This window comes from Anoxybacillus sp. P3H1B (genome assembly GCF_001560855.1).
Classification (GTDB): domain Bacteria; phylum Bacillota; class Bacilli; order Bacillales; family Anoxybacillaceae; genus Anoxybacteroides; species Anoxybacteroides rupiense.
This window is the reverse complement of record NZ_LPUG01000020.1, coordinates 50,284-65,871: the sequence shown is the minus strand read 5'-3', so window position 1 is coordinate 65,871 and position 15,588 is coordinate 50,284. Positions and strand designations below refer to the sequence as shown.

Here is a 15,588-nt window from a genome sequence, read left to right as displayed (position 1 = left end):
GCGGCTACTTTTATTTTGCACTAAACAGTCGAGATACGGTAGAAAAAGAGGTCATTTATGTCGTGTTAGGTGTAAACGAAGAAGGGTTTCGTGAAATTCTTGATTTCTTTGTGGGAGGACAGGAAAGCGCCCATGTATGGCAGGAGATTCTTCAACAACTATACAACAGAGGCGTCAAGGAAGTCCTTCTAGGCGTATTCGATGGACTACCGGGTTTAGAGGAAGCCTTTAAGACGGTTTATCCGAAAGCCGATGTGCAGCGTTGTGTCGTTCACAAAGTACGTAATACCTTACATCGTGTTCGGAAAAAAGACCAATTTGAAGTGGCAGAGGGTCTCAAGCTGATTTATTGCGCAACGAATAAGGAGATGGCGTTACAGATGTTTCAACAGTTTGAGTCGAAATGGTCCAGCAAGTATCCGAGAGAAGTTCAATCTTGGGATAATGAGTGGGATGTCCTCCTTACATTTATGGAGTATCCAAGCCGTATTCGAAGTGTGATTTACACGACCCATGCCATTGAACGAACGATCAAAGAGATTCGGAAACGTCTCAAGCCGATGAACAGTTTGAGTAGCTTAGAAGCCGCTGAAAAAGTCGTGTATTTGACCATCCAAGATTTTAATGAGAAATGGGCAGGGCGAAAGTGACGAGGATTTGCTGAAGCACAGGAGGCGCTTCAACGAATGTTTGAAGAACGTTACAATTAACCAAATACCGTAAATGCCAAACCAATAAAATAAGGGGATTCTCCCTTTCTGCACAAAAAAACTGAATATTCTGTCATTTTTATAGAGGAAACTAATCCCCTATCCATTCCAAATCCATTTCAGAGATACCCTATCTATGTTGCATTACACAAAATTCTTGACGTTACCTAGTATTATAACTAAATTATACCAAATTTAGCATATTATTAATAATTCCTGAACCCATAAAAAGAAAGCCTTTCTCAAGTGCTAAAGTCTAGTAAAATCGAGATACGAGTTAGTTTTCATTTGCTTCTGAGATATTTTTTCATTTTAATGCTTGTTGGAATATACCCCATCTTGGTATATAACTGATATGCACGTTTGTTGTGCCCGAAAACATGTAACCCGATTGAACTTACATTCATCGAGGCAAGGTCAGTTTCAAATGCAATAAGTGACTGCTTTCCATATCCTTTGCCTTGAAATTCTTCGTATATCTTAATGCTGTATATAAAAGCTGATTTCTCGCCATTATTTTCTTTGACTTCATACCAAATCGTGCCTATTGCGCCTACTACTTCGTGATGCAATGAACACAAAAAATGACCATTCGTATGAATCCCTTTAGATAATAGTTCATTTGTTTCTTTGATCGCTCGTCCAATCGATTCTGATGGTGTCCATCTGCCTTCCTTTACATTTTCTTCGGCATACTCTCTGACTGTCTCTTCGAAGAACCTTTTATATTGTTCTTCGTTCATTCGAACCAAAGTTATCATGGATATTCCTCCTAGATTAATTCCTACCGGCCAAAATAGACTATGGTGTCGGCTTCAAATGCAGATTTACACAGCAATTTAGTGGAAAATTATTACTAACATTAACTTAATATTATCATATTTATAATAATTTTCAAATTTCTAACTTGAATAAATTGCCAATCAAATTTAATATAAACTTAAGCAATGTAAGTAAGTGGAAAAATTGGATGATGAATTAAAAGATAATTCAGTAAAAAATAATACAGTAAAAGAAGAAACATTTATTTTTGAAGAACAGGAAGCACTGATACCTATTATGCACCCGGCCGACTAAGAATTGGCATGAGCGGAACCATCTGAAACTCAATCAGGTGGTTCTTACTTTTATTCTGTTGGGAAATGGTTTGAGAAAATGTCACGATTGAACCGTTATTATTTAGCACCTGATTTAGTCATTACTTATCCTGATGGACAACCGCACTTGCATCTACCTTCTGTAAAACGCACTTTTAAAGTTGATTGGAAGGTATGCGAGATTATCTCCATGTTTTCGAGTGAAGACACAAGCTTACAACCGATTTTTTCAGAATCAATGGTAACAAGTATTGTCGAGCACTTGGTCAAAAATGGAATTCTCATCGAAAAGGAAACAGATTACAATTTGACCATTGAGCAAATCGTAGCGGAATGGCAAGATTGGGATGAATCATCTTGGTTCCTTCATCTACAAACAAAAGATACAAAATTTGAAACCACTGAAGAAGGTAGATTGAAAAATGTTGAAGAATTCAGAAAAAAATCATCTCCTGCACCACAATATTTCAAGTGCAACTGCGCAACATCTAGCATCAAACTACCGACTCCTAGTAAACTTTTAGATCAAACTTTGGTCAATTCTTTTATGAAACGTAGATCCTGTCGACGTTTTTCTGAAGAACCAATTTCACTACAAAACTTAGCCGATGTTCTATTTTACACTGAGGGATTCTTTTCACAAATGACACACACTCCTATGGAATCGTAGTCAAAAAGCCCTCTCCCTCTCCGGGTGGACGACATTCAATAGAGTTATATCCGATTGTGAATGCATGTGAAGGTTTACGAAGCGGTGTGTACCATTACTGTCAAAAACACCACGCTTTACATCTTATTGAGACAGAAGAAGACGTGAAGCCATTTCTATACGATGTCCTATATGGGCAAGATTATTTCCTGAATGCCGCAGTTACAGTTTTTTATACAAGTGTTATAGATCGAATTAAATGGAAATACAAAGGCGCACGCATTTATCGACTTATGCATTATGAAACCGCTCACTACGCGCAAAACTTTTTGTTAGCGGGAACAGCACATAATTTAGGTGTTTTCATGACGGCAGCTTTTAAGGAAAGTTTAGTAGAATCAAAACTCGGTATTGACGGAGTACATGAAGTGGCCATGTATGTAACAGGAGCTGGACAAAAAGATGAAATAGGTCCATATGCTCGCGCCGGCATTGAGCTAAGTGAAAACGTACCGGCAGATTTTAAAATTGTCCTGCCAAAAGCTCTTTCTTCTACAGCTGAGCAAAAGATACTAGGGTAAGGTGGAGATGGCATGAAGTTCCTAGTTTCTCAATATTCGAAAATAAAGAAAGTAGTTCATTCACAACCTTGGAGTGCGCCCTTTCTAGGGGCATTGTTTCTAGATTCGTTCGGATCGGGGTTAACTATGCCATTTTTAGTTCTTTTTTTTCTAAAGACGAGTGGTCTTTCGTTGGAGCAAGTAGGTCAAATGCTATCGATTAGTGCATTGGCTGGATTACTTGCCATACCTGTCTGCGGTATGATAGTGGATCGATTAGGTGCAAAGCCTGCTGCTCTTGCAAGTTTTTGGTTACGAGGAATCGGAACTCTTGGATATTTGATATTCCATAATATTTGGGGATTGACAATCGCAGCGACTATTGTTACCTGGGGACAGCGGGCATGGCCAGTTGTGAACCAAACGATCATCTCACAACTTGTCCCCAGCGAGGATCGAACGATGTGGTTTGGAAGTTCTCGAAGTTTACGGAATTTGGGGAATTCTTTAGGAATGCTCATAGGTACAGGTATCATAGCAATATTTAATACATCGTTTGCTTATGGGACGTTAATATTCATAGATGCATTCAGTTTTCTTATTGCAGCCGTGTTGATTGCAAAAATTCCATTGCGCAACCAATCAATTATAAAAAAAGAACCGATTTCCAAAAAAGTTTGGGCTATTCGTTTTTCATACGACTCAAACTTAATGCGTTTTTTGGTAGCAGTTGCTCCGATGACCTTTATGTACGTCGCTTTAGGTTTCGCAATGCCTGCTTTTATAAAGGAGATAAGTCCAGACCTTAGCTGGATTTCTGGTGTGTTATTTACAGTAAATAGCCTTTCCGTTATTGTCCTTCAGGTTCCGCTGTTGTTTTTTACACATCGCTTGAACGATTTGCAAAAAATAATCGTCGGTTCGGTTGTTTTAGGCTTATCTTATATCATTTTCTTAGGAAGTACATTTTTAGTATCTGCACACTTGAACTTTTTTGTTCCACTTCTTTTCGTCGGAATTCTTCTCTTTAGTTGTGGAGAACAACTTTTTTATCCAGCGTCTGCAACAATTGTGGGGGAAATTGGTCCGGCTGAGAAAAGAGGGAAAAGCATTTCGAGCTATCAGCTTCTCTATGGAATCAGTAACGCGATCGGTCCCTTCATTGTAGGATATTTATTAACAAGAAATATTCCCCTTTCTTGGTCGTTTTTTGTGGTGCTTGCTTTTGTTGGAGTATTCCTACAGTGTATGTTATTACCCAATATAATTGGACAATCGCGTTCTCGTGAATCAACAATATTATAGGTATAACAAATGCTAAAAATAACGAGACGTAAAGCGTGATAAGTGTATTTGAATATTCAAATCCTTTCAAAATTAATTAATTTGATGATTTTGATATCACCCCTTATTATAAACATAAGATTTGAAAATTTTACAAAAAGGAGTAGCATAAGGTGAGTAAAATCTTAGTATTGTATGATAGCTGGTGTCCAATCTGTATGAGAGTTAAAGAAAATATTCATAAGCTGGATTGGTTTAACCTTATTGAACTAAAGAGTATTAGAGAAGAAAATAATCTAAATATACCTATCACTGACCTTGAAAAAGAAATGTATTGTATAAACGTAGAAACAGGAAAAATCACAAAAGGTATTGACGCAATCGCTTCTATTTCAGCAAGACTTCCGTTGATGATCTTATTTTGGTTACCTGTGAATTTGTGGTCGTTCAGGCATTTATGGTCAGAAGAAAAAAGGAGTTTAATTTTTTTAGCATATTGGCAAATATATTTTTGTGAACTACTGTCTGTACGTTATGTTCTTACTCTTTTTCCCTATTTATATTGATCCGAAAGCAATAGATACAAGTCAACCGATCGCTCATAATATTAATATAATTCCCTTCGCTTCGTTAATCGATATGGCCATATTCGCTATCAAACACGGCTATTATATGTCTTTAGTTACAAACATTATGGGAAACACTTTGCTGCTTTTCCCATTGTCCTTTTACTTGACAGTCCTCTGGGATCGGCTTAAAAGCGTGACAACAGCATTTATTTCCTCCATTTCCATTCCTATTTTAATCGAATTGATTCAATTAATTGAAAACATTTTTCAAGGGACTGGAAGAAAAGTAGATATTGATGATGTCATGCTAAATGGAATCGGCTTTTTTATCGGATACCGGATTGCTGTTCAACTTTATTCACCACTTAAAGAGATCCTTTCACAATCGAGTATCCGTTTAAAAAAACATCATTTATAACTTCAGCGATTTACTATGCAAAATTTTGAACCCTATCCGAGCGTTGCAACAAAAGCTGGAATCATTCTGTTTTGTTTTTTGGGGATATGGTGATCATTTTATATTAGCTGATCGCCATTCTAAGCATGGATAAATGGAGCGACTTTTATTATGGAAAATAAAAGCAATAAGTTGATTGAGTTTTTTAGCTTGCTCATGGCCTAAAAAGACCATGAGCGAGCTTTCATAAGTTAAATTGGCGCGAACGCGATAAAATAAGTGAGGCTTGGACTTTTAAGACGTTAGAAAGCTACTTTTTGATCACGCTTTTGGATGAATCATCTCTTCAGGACGAACATATTGATCGAATTGTTCTTCCGTTAGCACTCCTAATTCAATGGCCGCTTGTTTAAGGGACAAGTTATGTTTATGAGCATGTTTGGCAATTTTCGCCGCATTTTCATAGCCAATGTGAGGATTCAAGGCTGTTACTAACATTAAAGACTGATTCAAGTATTCTTGTATCACTTTTTCGTTTGGTTTAATGCCAACGGCGCAATTCGTATTAAAGGAATCCATCGCATCGGCTAACAGACGGACGGATTGCAAGAAATTATAAGCAATGACCGGTTTAAAAACATTTAATTCAAAATTCCCTTGACTTGCGGCAAAACCAATCGCCGCATCATTTCCCATCACTTGAACCGCTACCATGGTGAGTGCTTCACTTTGTGTAGGGTTTACTTTTCCAGGCATGATCGAGCTGCCCGGTTCGTTTTCAGGGATGGTAATTTCCCCGATTCCGCAACGAGGGCCGCTTGCCAACCAACGAACGTCATTTGCGATTTTCATTAAATCGGCAGCTAAAGCTTTTAAAGCACCGTGGGCATAGGTGATTTCATCATGGCTTGTTAAAGCATGGAACTTATTGATTGACGAAGTGAACGTTTCTTTTGTATAAGCCGAAATCTCTTCGGCAACCATCTCGCCAAACTTTGGATGAGCATTAATTCCTGTTCCTACAGCCGTTCCCCCAACCGCCAAGGCTTTCATCTTTTCAGTAGATTCCATAATCATCTCTTTGGAACGCTGCAGCATATATGCCCAGCCGCTAATTTCTTGCCCGAGTGTAAGCGGGGTGGCATCTTGGAGATGAGTACGACCGATTTTTACAATATGTTGAAACTCTTTTTCTTTCGCAACGAACGTTGTATGTAAGCGCTCTAATGCCGGAAGCAAAGTGTCTTTGATCGCAAGGACACTCGCAATATGCATGGCTGTCGGAAAGGTATCGTTTGAGCTTTGGCTCATGTTGACATGGTCATTCGGATGAATCTTTTCATCCATTCCTTGTTCTTTTAACCAGGCATTTCCGCGATTCGCTACCACTTCATTCACGTTCATATTCGACTGCGTTCCACTACCGGTTTGCCAAACGACAAGCGGAAAATGGTCATTTAATTTCCCAGCTAAAATTTCATCGCAAGCAAAAACGATCGCCTCTTTTCTAGGTTTGCTTAGTTTTCCTAGTTTTTCATTAACGATGGCGGCACTTCTCTTTAGCACGGCGAAAGCGCGAATTAATTCGATTGGCATTTTTTCTGTTCCAATTTTAAAATTATTCTTACTTCTTTGTGTTTGGGCTCCCCACCATTTATCCGCTGGAACTTTCACTTCACCCATTGTGTCTCTTTCTATCCGATATTCCATCGATCGAATTCCTCCCATATATTGATGATTTCTATGTTTACTATAAAGGAAATGAGCCTCTGGTTTCAAATGATTAAGATGTAGCTTACAAAACAATTTGACAAATAGGGAATAATCCGTCAATATTACTCTGAATTTGAGATATTTTAATTAACGAACAAGCTCTCCTGCCATTAGCTGAGCATATCGATCCACAAGCGAACATACTCAGTGTTCGAGGAAATGTTTTAGAAAACGGAATGCCGCGATTTTTTAAGCGCTTGGCGGAAGGAGTTTTTGATGAGGCCGATTTGATTAAGCGGACGAAAGAACGAAACGACTTTTTAGATGAAGCAGAGGCAAACTATCAATTGAACCGCGGAAATATCGTGGCATTTGGATATTCCAACGGAGCTAATATAGCAGGAAGTTTATTGTTTCATTTTAAAGGGACTTTAAAAGGGGTCTTGCTGCATCATCCAATGATGCCAAGAAGAGGAAACAAACTTCCTGATTTAACCGGTACGTCCGTATTTATTGCCGCGGGTGTGAATAATCCGCTCTGCCTCCGGTCAGAAACGGAGGAACTAGAAGGCAAAGTCCAAGGTAACCATTCATTGGATGAACACCGGCCCATCAGCTTACATGGCAAGAAGTCCGGCAGGCTGCTGAATGGGTATAAACATACGGTTAAGCAATAAATAAGAAAGGTAGAATGAAATCGTTGACGAAATGTTGTTAGGTGAACACGGTTAAACATAACGGTTAACGATTCTTTCTACCGCATTTACATAGCTTTTTCCAAACAAATTGAGATGAACAAGCAGATAAAATAATTGATAAAGTTCTTTACGATCTTCATAATCTTTGGATAAAGGATTTACTTCTTGATAAGCATGATAAAAGCCGGCTGGAAACCCGCCAAATAATTCGGTAAAGGCGAGCTCAAATTCATCATGTCCATAAAAAACAGAAGGATCGATGAGATACGGTTCGCCATTTTCCCCCGCCATCCAATTTCCGCTCCATAAATCTCCATGAAGCAAAGAGGCTTTTGGTTTTTCTGGTATCCATTGCTCTAACTCTTGCATCAGCTTATTTAACTTTTTGAAAATGGAAAGGGGTAACAATCCCTTTTCTTCAGCAAGACGAATTTGAGGTTGCAGCCTGCATGTTCGATAATAATCGATCCATGAATCCAACCATTGATTCGGTTGCGGCAGCTTTCCAATGTAACCATTGTTCGCAAAACCAAATTTTTCTCCTGTATGGTTGTGCATGAGGGCGAGCAGATTTCCAAGTTTTTCGGCGGCTTGTTCAGTTTTCTTCCCGGATATCCATTCTAAAATTAAACAGCCAATTTCGCCATCTTCATAAACATGAAACACGTTTGGAACAGAAATCGTCTTCGTTAAACGAATCGTATCTAATCCGCTTTTTTCAGAATGGAAAAAGCGTGGAGGCGGCGCTGCTTGAATTTTTATGAAATAGGAGCCGGAAGCTGTCCGAATGTAAAAAGATTCATTGATATCGCCGCCATAAACTTGTTTCCATGTAACGATTTCGCTTGTATCGAAATACGTTTGGATGGCTTTGGATAACATAGAATGCATATGGACCATATCCTTTGCTATTCACGATTTATCCTTCTTCAGGCTTTTTTCTTGGAAAGATAAAATAGGAGATCGAGATGAGAAAATCGACGATGAGCACAATTGTCCAAACTTTTGCAATTTGAACGAGGGCAGCCGTTCGTTCGATATCGTCAATCAACCAATCAATTATTCCTATCATACCACAACCGATCATATAAGATAAAACATGCCGAATCCAGCCTTTAAAATAATGCTTTGCATAGTCGAGACCGTAACGCTTCACTGGTTTTGGCCCTGTTTTTGCCACGTAATATTGAAATCGCTCATCCGCCCAGCGTACCATGCTTTTCCCGAAAGCGATCGAAACGCCAATGTATACGGCAGCCAAACCGTGGGCAATGGTGGCTGTTGCTCCACGATATAAATCAAAACTCGTAGCGATAAGTAAAACGAGATCGACGATAGGTGACATCGCTAATAGATAGATTCCTAGCTTTTGTTGCTTAAAAACATATCTTGCAAATAGGCCAGCAATAATGAATACCCAAAATCCGATTTCACAGGCAATAATGAACCATGCGATCCAATTCATCTGTTTCTCCTTTTTAATACAATCGTACTAAAAAAGTACAGATTAAGCAAATGGTTTGAAGACCATGACAGGAAGCCTTCTCCATTTTCATAAAAAAACGTTTGGAACACATGAACCAACAAATGTCCGAAGAACGCGATAAAAAACGAGATCGACTGCTCCATCAACATACATTCGGAGTCAATAGCCTTTTTGATGAAGAAGAAAAGGTGATCTCTAGAAGAGAAAATGAGCGCTTACATGCAGAACATCTATTTATTGCAGCTTCCTCACCTTCGCCCCGTTAAGAGGCGGGAGAGTTCTCAACGAATGAGGCTACAATCATTTGAAAAGAAACCAATATTAAATTGAGAGATTGGATTACAGAGGGTTTACTGATAAAAGGCATAAAAAAATAGCTTCCCCCCAAGAATGTTGCTCACTGTCACTTTTGAAATGGGGTACAGAAAGTTTTCCACCCCGCATCATCCGTTCAGCACATATGTCTTTCAATCCATTGTCCGTCTGCTTATAGGTTCCTTCGCTATCCATTCATTTGTTATCATATGTAACTGCTTTTTGATGAGCTGTTGCAAAACGTTCTATGCTGATTGTTTTTTAATTGAGCAGCAACATAGAAACCGCCAAAACATTCCGCAAAAAAAAAACTTCAACTTCGAAACTGAATCGTTTGGAAGTTGAAGCTGCATGTTTTCGTTTGCTGTAAAAAGCAAAGGATGAACCCCATTTATGATTCGTTTGTTTTATTGGGCCTTTTATTGATGTAATAAGCGGTTGCTAGAGCAATTAATGCAATGATAATCAAGCCAATGTACCCTAGCTTTGCCCCGAATAAGAAGATCGCAGTCGTTGGAACCGCCCCGTCAACAAGCGAGGATATGGAGTTCGTTCCTTCTGGGAAAGAAAAACCTACATTTTTGGCTGCTTGTGTGAAAAGAGGGGAAATATAGGTTGCTAGCAATAAACCAAACCCTAATGCAATCGTGCTTGCTACCACGGTTCGAATAACATTTCCCCGGAAAATCGGAACCATCATACTGACAATGAATGGGATCGTTGCCAAGTCACCGAATGGCAATACTTTGTTGCCAGGTACAATAATGGCTAGTAATAAGACAATCGGCACCATGATCAAAGATGAGGCGATTGCTGCTGGATGTCCTACTGCCAAAGCACTGTCCATCCCTATGAATACTTCGCGGCCAGGAAATTTTGATTTTACAAATTCGCTGGCAGATTCTGAAACGGGCGCAAGTCCCTCCATTAAAATGGAGACCATCCGCGGTAAAAGAAGCATAACAGCTGCAGTCGATACTCCTAAATTCAACACTTCTTTTGCATTCCATCCTGCTAAAATACCGATAATAAGACCTAATATCAGCCCTAATACTGTCGATTCACCTAAAATTCCTAATCTTTTTTGAATCGATTCAGGATCAGCTTTTAAATTTTTAAACCCGGGAATCATGTTGAAGAGCTTTTCTAAAGGCCAAGCAAACAAAATATACGGTGTAGACGTTCCATGGGGAAAAGAAATGTTTGGATAGCCATAAAATTTCTCTACATGTTTTTGTGACATATCAGCAAGGACTAAGAGGACAATGGCATGTACAGAGGCGGTTACAATTCCCATCGCAAAGCTGTCGGTCATAATGCTGACGAGCGCACCTGTGAAAGCAATATGCCATAAATTCCACAAATCAATATTCAGCGTTTTTGTCAAGCCTACAATGAGTAAAATGAAATTGACAATTAATCCGATAGGGATTGCCAAGGCACCTACAGTTGATCCGAAGGCAATGGCAGAAGTAGCTGGCCAACCCACGTCAATAATACTTAAATCAATCCCTAGCCTTTCAACCATATCTTTTGCGGCAGGTCCTAAATTATCCACGAGCAAGCCGATAATTAAATTCACACCGATAAAGCCAATTCCGACGGTTAAACCTGCCCGAAAGGCACGCCCCGGTTTCATTTTTAAAACAAGACCGAATAAAAAAATGATGACAGGCAATACGACTGTAGGGCCTAAATCAACAATCTTTTGGATGAAATCCATATACTCCCATCCCCTCATTGATTATTTTAATGCTTCTAATATATCGTTAAATACCTTTTCCTTTCCTATTCCTGTTAGTAAAGGAACGGCATTAACAACCTTTGTTTTAATGCTTGGCGGAACAACGGTTGTCGATATGATGACATCATAATCATTTCCGGTTGATAAAATATCCGAAACTTTTGATTGATAAAGCTGAACATCGATTTGTTTTTCTGCAAAAAATTCCTTTAGCTTATTGATCACCATTGTTGATGTTGCAACTCCAGTTCCACAAATGACAAGCACCTTTTTCATTTTTATTCCTCCCTTAATCATCAATATTTTCTATTTTCAAAATATTTCAGTTTCTAAATAGGCAGCGATTTCTTTCTCGTTTTTCATGTCTTTTAAAACAAGCAATTTTTCTTCTTTTTGAAAAAATTCCATTAAACGTTGCAGGAGTTCGATTTGTTTTTTGCCATCGTTCATCGCAAGCATCAAAATAATAGATACATGTACTTTATCATCAGGACTTCCCATTACAGAGAACTCTACAGGTTTCTTTAAGATGGCAACTCCTATGCCCGTTCGAGCAACATGGTAAGCATCTGTGTGCGGAATGGCAACACCGATTGAAACTAATGGCAATCCAGTCGGAAATTCGGCTTCCCTTTCTAAAACAGCATGCTTAAAGGTATCCTTAACAAAACCTTGTTTATATAAAGCATCCGAGAGTTGAGAAAGAATGTCATGTTGATCATACGCTTCGACATTTAACAACACACAATTTTCGTGAATGATTTTTTCAATCGAATTCATGAACCTTCCCCCTAGTTAGGTTGAAACACAATCGCGCAAAAAATGATAATTCTGACTTTTTACATTTGTTCTATTTAGTTAATTTTGTTTTAATTATATTTGTAATCGCTTTCTCGTGTCAATACATAAAACCAAATTCACGGTTGAAATGTAAAAAAAACGATAGATTCGTATGTTGGTTGCATCTGTTACATCGAACAGCTTTTTGCTGATATCAATAGGACTCGCTTGTTTCGCTTCGCTATCATAAATTTCATAAGGGCAATAGCTCTTTTCCTCACGACAGAATGCCAGTCTGATCGCCAAATTTTTGATGCCTTTTGAATAGAAATAGGCGATCGCTCTTGAACATGGAGATGACAACTCTTTTTAAGCAAGCTGCTACGTACGATCGTTTTCCATAATACACCATAATCACCTAAAAGCTTTGTCGTAAAGCCGAAACACTAATGGAGAGGCTTGTTTCATCATATGAACCATGAGCCAACAGGTAGATGTCTCAGACGAACGAATGAACCATATGCGAGCAATAGAAGCCGCCTCCTTCGATCATAAGATCAAGCGGTATCGTCGCTCAAGAAGGTCTTTATTTAGGCTTGACCATTGAGACAACGGAACATCCCCTATTGCCTTTTCCTACAGAAGAATGGTTTCATCCCACAGATTTTGGCTCATTGTCGCCCAATGCTTCGGATAAAAGCTGAGCGGATGAAGCCCCCGTTAGCGTTCCGGCCATTCCTTCATCGATGATACGGTTGTGATCCCTCATCATCCATGTTGAGTAATAGAGTCTCGGTCCTTCTATCTGTAAAAACTTGGTGAATCATTAGTAAGCTGAAGCCTGATACATGAACCTCCTCAATCGTTTGGTCAAATCTCTACTTTATGAAGGTTTTTTGTAAATGTATATTAATGAATGGACCCAAGTAAAAATCGTTTTCCATGAAATTTTTCACCAATTTTCAACAATCGCTGCAGCAGTCTGCTCATCAATAATTAAAACATTGATGAAGCCTCCGTTCAGTGCTCCTTTTATACTTTCAAGTTTATGAATTCCTTCAACAACCGCTATCACTCGGTTCACCTTTTTTAATTCGCTTAAGGAAACGCCAATCACTTTATTGGTGAATGAATTGATAATGACATTACCAGATTCATCAAAAAATCGAAATCCGATATCACCCACGACACCCAGCTTACGCAAATAGTGCAGATCATCATCCTTCAAGTAACCTAGCTTACGCAAGGTGGAGGATTTATGCGGATTGCCGATTCCAATGATGGCAACATCGATATTCCGACCTTCTTCAAGCACGGCTTCGATATCTGGCATGGATAACAATCTTTCCCTTAATTCTTCTGTCTCAACAATGGCTGGAGCATATAAATAAAGACAGGTACAGCTCATTTTTTTAGCCAATTCGTGGGCAAGCTGGTTCGCATGAATTTCAACGAATTTTCTTCCCATCCCTCCTTCAAGCGGAATAATTTTTAACTCTTCTTTGCGAATATACGGAAATTCTTTCACTAGTTCTGCAAGCGTCGTTCCCCACGAAATCCCTAACCTTTTCACCGACTTTAAATTTTTAGAGAGATAATAAGCGCCCGCACGCGCTACAGCCCGCTTCACCATATCAGGTGTCAATCCTACTGTCGGTACGACAACCGCATCCTTCAATCCGTAATGCTTCTCCAATTTTTGCTCCAATTCAACGGTATGGGCACTTTCATCTTTAATAAATATTTCTACGATTCCCACTTCTTTCGCACGCTGCAGCATTTTGGAAATAATCGGTCTTGACACTCCTATTTTTTTCGCGATTTGTTCTTGCGTCCACCCTTCCATATAATACAATGTAGCCACTTTAACAAGCTGCCTTCTTTCTTCCCACTCTAACATTTCCTCACCTCTTCTTTTTTCATACCATTTCAGGTGTGTTGATGACCCATAAAAAACCCGTTGACATTGCTTGATTCCTAGCTCAATCATTCCACATTTTTCATAAAATAATGGATTATCAACACTTGCGATGTCATTTGATCTATCTGATTACTTACATAATTCTATAATAAACATATCATCAGATGAATAAAAAGCTTTTATGTTCCATTTACTTTTTTAAAAGCAAAAAAATAAGAGCTTATTTACATTTTGTTCGATCCATAGAACAATTGTAAATAATCCCTTTTTACACCACACTATTATTTTTTACTTTTATCTATAATGTTTTTTGCGATGTCAAAAAACGATTCAGAAATCGTTGGATGCGGGTGAATCATACGGGCCATTTCTTCGACCGTGCCTTCTAGAAATATGAAAGAAGACGCTTCGGAAATCATTTCCGTTACGTGAGGGCCGACCATGGTGACGCCGATGATTTCTCCATATTTCATGTCATAGACGATTTTGACAAATCCTGATGTGTTGCCGGAAATCAACGCTTTCCCATTTCCGGCAAGATCGAATGTTTCCGTCTTCACCGCAAGCCCTTTCCGTTTCGCCTCTTCTTCCGTCCATCCGACACTGGCCACTTCCGGAAGTGTGAAAATACAGCGCGGAACCACTTGATTGTCCATTTTCCGCTCGTATCCCGCTGCGTTCGAAGCAGCAACGATCCCTTCCATATAGGCTGCATGCGCCAGCTGGTATCCCCCTATGACATCGCCGACAGCATAAATGTTGGAAGCGCTCGTCTCCATTTTTTCATTTACTTGAATAAAAGGTCCGTTTTGCTCCAGTTTTAACCCCTGAACCGCAGATAAATTAGGCTTCCTGCCAACGCTTACTAAAAGCGCCTCTCCTTCGACCAACACGGATTCGCCTTTTTCATTGAGACATTCCGTCATGATTTTGTCTCCATTTTTTTGCACACGTGTCACTTTCGCATTTGTTAACATTCGTACTCCTTTTTTTTGCAGCGATTGAGCAAGCGCTTTGGAGGCGTCCGCATCTTCGGTCGGGATCATCCGTCCAGCCATTTCAATAATGGTCACTCGTGTTTTAAAACGAGAAAAAACCGTCGCCAGCTCCACGCCAATCACGCCGCCGCCAATAATGGTGAGGGAGCTTGGGATTTTGTCGATTTCAAAAATGGTATCGCTTGTATAAAAAGAAACATCGTTTAGCCCGGCGATCGGAGGAATGGAGGGAGATGAGCCGGTCGCCACAATGATTTTACCCGCTTGAACACGTTCCTCTTTTTGATCTGCAATCAATTGAACCGTATTTCCTTCTTCTAAAAAGCCTTCTGCCTGATATACGTCAATTTTTCCTTGCCTTAACAAAAGCGCAATCCCTTGGCGGAGACGGGAGATGACGTCATCTTTCCGCTTTTTCATCTTGTCTAAGGAAATCGTGAGGTTGCCCGTTTGAATGCCCCATTCTTTGGACAACTCAATGGATTCTATAATTTCAGCGTTTTTCAACCATGTTTTAGAAGGAATGCAGCCTCTATTTAAACAGGTGCCGCCTAAAAACTCCTTTTCCACCAGCATGACTTTTTTTCCAAGACGAGCAGCATGAAAAGCCGCCATATAGCCTCCCGGACCGCCGCCGATGACCGCGATATCATACGATTGTGCCAAA

Annotated in this window: 14 protein-coding genes and 2 pseudogenes; 7 read left to right on the top strand and 9 right to left on the bottom strand. The window is 39.4% G+C overall.

The features are described 5' to 3' along the window. Positions 1 to 29 precede the first annotated feature (29 nt). Positions 30 to 650, top strand: a pseudogene (locus AT864_RS12820) (IS256 family transposase); the annotation flags it as partial. 344 nt (positions 651 to 994) lie between these two features. Here the strand turns inward: AT864_RS12820 and AT864_RS12815 are convergent. Continuing rightward, the gene (locus AT864_RS12815; protein WP_044741682.1) at positions 995 to 1,471 is read right to left on the bottom strand and encodes an N-acetyltransferase; all 477 of its coding nucleotides are present in this window, start codon (positions 1,469 to 1,471) and stop codon (positions 995 to 997) included. A gap of 403 nt (positions 1,472 to 1,874) precedes the next feature. Between AT864_RS12815 and AT864_RS18390 the strand changes: the two genes are divergently transcribed. From AT864_RS18390 to AT864_RS17685, 5 genes are all read left to right on the top strand, one after another. After that, positions 1,875 to 2,477 carry a hypothetical protein gene (locus AT864_RS18390; RefSeq protein ID WP_231734653.1) on the top strand — a complete coding sequence of 201 codons (603 nt, stop codon included), beginning with the start codon at positions 1,875 to 1,877 and terminating at the stop codon, positions 2,475 to 2,477. Between the two features lie 56 nt (positions 2,478 to 2,533). Then, complete coding sequence (locus AT864_RS18385) at positions 2,534 to 3,037, top strand: SagB/ThcOx family dehydrogenase (protein WP_052660899.1); 504 nt, start codon at positions 2,534 to 2,536, stop codon at positions 3,035 to 3,037. A gap of 12 nt (positions 3,038 to 3,049) precedes the next feature. Next, complete coding sequence (locus AT864_RS12800) at positions 3,050 to 4,321, top strand: MFS transporter (RefSeq protein WP_044741680.1); 1,272 nt, start codon at positions 3,050 to 3,052, stop codon at positions 4,319 to 4,321. 152 nt (positions 4,322 to 4,473) lie between these two features. Next, a complete protein-coding gene (locus AT864_RS12795; protein ID WP_044741679.1) occupies positions 4,474 to 4,866 on the top strand; it encodes a DCC1-like thiol-disulfide oxidoreductase family protein in 393 nt (130 codons plus the stop codon). Further along, positions 4,835 to 5,287, top strand: coding sequence for a VanZ family protein (locus tag AT864_RS17685; RefSeq protein WP_082063418.1), 453 nt, complete (start codon positions 4,835 to 4,837; stop codon positions 5,285 to 5,287). Before AT864_RS12795 ends, AT864_RS17685 begins: the two co-directional genes overlap by 32 nt. A gap of 300 nt (positions 5,288 to 5,587) precedes the next feature. Here AT864_RS17685 and fumC read toward each other — a convergent pair whose 3' ends face one another. Further along, positions 5,588 to 6,976, bottom strand: a complete 1,389-nt coding sequence (gene fumC, locus AT864_RS12785) for a class II fumarate hydratase (protein ID WP_044741677.1) — start codon at positions 6,974 to 6,976, stop codon at positions 5,588 to 5,590. Between the two features lie 152 nt (positions 6,977 to 7,128). Here fumC and AT864_RS12780 point away from each other — a divergent pair. After that, positions 7,129 to 7,637: pseudogene (locus AT864_RS12780) on the top strand (alpha/beta hydrolase); the annotation flags it as partial. A gap of 70 nt (positions 7,638 to 7,707) precedes the next feature. On the opposite strand, the gene AT864_RS12775 reads toward AT864_RS12780, so the two are convergent. The 7 genes from AT864_RS12775 to lpdA form a co-directional block, all read right to left on the bottom strand. Beyond that, positions 7,708 to 8,568 carry a fructosamine kinase family protein gene (locus AT864_RS12775; protein ID WP_369815560.1) on the bottom strand — a complete coding sequence of 287 codons (861 nt, stop codon included), beginning with the start codon at positions 8,566 to 8,568 and terminating at the stop codon, positions 7,708 to 7,710. A 28-nt stretch (positions 8,569 to 8,596) separates the two neighbouring features. Beyond that, positions 8,597 to 9,142 carry a hypothetical protein gene (locus AT864_RS12770; RefSeq protein ID WP_044741675.1) on the bottom strand — a complete coding sequence of 182 codons (546 nt, stop codon included), beginning with the start codon at positions 9,140 to 9,142 and terminating at the stop codon, positions 8,597 to 8,599. Positions 9,143 to 9,869: 727 nt separating this feature from the next. After that, complete coding sequence (locus AT864_RS12760; protein ID WP_044741674.1) at positions 9,870 to 11,201, bottom strand: PTS galactitol transporter subunit IIC; 1,332 nt, start codon at positions 11,199 to 11,201, stop codon at positions 9,870 to 9,872. Between the two features lie 21 nt (positions 11,202 to 11,222). After that, the gene (locus AT864_RS12755) at positions 11,223 to 11,498 is read right to left on the bottom strand and encodes a PTS sugar transporter subunit IIB (protein WP_044741673.1); all 276 of its coding nucleotides are present in this window, start codon (positions 11,496 to 11,498) and stop codon (positions 11,223 to 11,225) included. A 36-nt stretch (positions 11,499 to 11,534) separates the two neighbouring features. Further along, the gene (locus tag AT864_RS12750; protein ID WP_044741672.1) at positions 11,535 to 12,002 is read right to left on the bottom strand and encodes a PTS sugar transporter subunit IIA; all 468 of its coding nucleotides are present in this window, start codon (positions 12,000 to 12,002) and stop codon (positions 11,535 to 11,537) included. A 952-nt stretch (positions 12,003 to 12,954) separates the two neighbouring features. Further along, positions 12,955 to 13,902 (bottom strand): sugar-binding transcriptional regulator, encoded by a 948-nt coding sequence (locus tag AT864_RS12745; protein ID WP_044741671.1) that lies wholly within the window; start codon positions 13,900 to 13,902, stop codon positions 12,955 to 12,957. A gap of 302 nt (positions 13,903 to 14,204) precedes the next feature. Then, on the bottom strand, positions 14,205 to 15,587 hold the full coding sequence (gene lpdA, locus AT864_RS12740; protein ID WP_066149398.1) for a dihydrolipoyl dehydrogenase: 1,383 nt from the start codon (positions 15,585 to 15,587) through the stop codon (positions 14,205 to 14,207). Position 15,588: the final 1 nt, after the last annotated feature.

Excerpts from the sequence above, each read along its gene's own strand:
- AT864_RS12745 (WP_044741671.1), bottom strand. The coding sequence starts at position 13,902 with ATGTTAGAGTGGGAAGAAAGAAGGCAGCTTGTTAAAGTGGCTACATTG.
- AT864_RS12775 (WP_369815560.1), bottom strand. The coding sequence starts at position 8,568 with ATGCATTCTATGTTATCCAAAGCCATCCAAACGTATTTCGATACAAGC.
- AT864_RS12800 (WP_044741680.1), top strand. The coding sequence starts at position 3,050 with ATGAAGTTCCTAGTTTCTCAATATTCGAAAATAAAGAAAGTAGTTCAT.
- AT864_RS12755 (WP_044741673.1), bottom strand. The coding sequence starts at position 11,498 with ATGAAAAAGGTGCTTGTCATTTGTGGAACTGGAGTTGCAACATCAACA.
- AT864_RS17685 (WP_082063418.1), top strand. The coding sequence starts at position 4,835 with ATGTTCTTACTCTTTTTCCCTATTTATATTGATCCGAAAGCAATAGAT.
- AT864_RS12815 (WP_044741682.1), bottom strand. The coding sequence starts at position 1,471 with ATGATAACTTTGGTTCGAATGAACGAAGAACAATATAAAAGGTTCTTC.
- AT864_RS12750 (WP_044741672.1), bottom strand. The coding sequence starts at position 12,002 with ATGAATTCGATTGAAAAAATCATTCACGAAAATTGTGTGTTGTTAAAT.
- AT864_RS12770 (WP_044741675.1), bottom strand. The coding sequence starts at position 9,142 with ATGAATTGGATCGCATGGTTCATTATTGCCTGTGAAATCGGATTTTGG.
- AT864_RS12760 (WP_044741674.1), bottom strand. The coding sequence starts at position 11,201 with ATGGATTTCATCCAAAAGATTGTTGATTTAGGCCCTACAGTCGTATTG.
- fumC (WP_044741677.1), bottom strand. The coding sequence starts at position 6,976 with ATGGAATATCGGATAGAAAGAGACACAATGGGTGAAGTGAAAGTTCCA.